This is a genomic window from Croceicoccus bisphenolivorans (assembly GCF_001634625.1).
In the GTDB taxonomy this organism is placed as follows: domain Bacteria; phylum Pseudomonadota; class Alphaproteobacteria; order Sphingomonadales; family Sphingomonadaceae; genus Croceicoccus; species Croceicoccus bisphenolivorans.
Window position 1 is genome coordinate 1 of sequence record NZ_LRSE01000064.1, and the last position, 745, is coordinate 745.

At 63.8% G+C, this 745-nt stretch carries 1 protein-coding gene; it reads right to left on the minus strand.

The window, feature by feature from the left end:
* Positions 1-745: acyl-CoA dehydrogenase family protein (locus tag A7A77_RS17320; protein WP_172799944.1), on the minus strand; the 745-nt coding region annotated here is incomplete at both ends.

The following is a 745-nucleotide window of genomic DNA, read 5'->3' on the forward strand; positions in this document are numbered from 1 at the left end:
CCGATACGGCGACCTTGGCCATGCTGCTTTCGGTCGAGCCGAGGTCTCCGGTGTCGAGCACGCTGGCGCACCAGTAGATCATCAGTTCGGCCTGCTTGATGTCGATCCTGTTCTGGGCAAGCATGAAGCCCACGCCTTCGTGATCGATCAGCGTCTTCTTGAACGCCTCGCGCCGGCAGGCATAGTCGGTGGCGATTTCCTGCGCGCGAATGCACGCACCCAGCCAGCGCATGCAGTGCGAGAGGCGCGCAGGGCTCAGGCGGACTTGCGCGTACTTGAACCCTTCGCCCGGCTGGCCAAGAAGCTGGTCTGCCGGAACGCGCAGGTTCTCGATCTCGACCGTCGCGTGACTGCCAGGCATGGAGGTATCGATGGTGTTGGGCACGTCGACGATGCGGATCGCGGGGTCTGGCAGATCGACCAGGAACATGCATGCGCCGCCCCTGGAATCCTCTTCTTCCGAAGCCGCCATGACGATACCGACTTTCGCGCCGTCGGCGCCGGTGATGAAGGCCTTGCGCCCGTTGATCACCCAGTGATTGCCGTCCTTGCGGCAAGTGGTCTGCATCATCGACGGATCGGAACCGGCACCGCCTTCTTCGGCCGGCTCGGTCATGAAGAACGCGCTGCGCGCCTCGCCCGAGATAAGTTGCTTCAGGAACCGGTCCTTGATCTCCGCCGAACCGATATGGCCCAGCAGGTACATGTTGCCCTCGTCCGGCGCGGCCGTGTTGCAGGCCAGCGG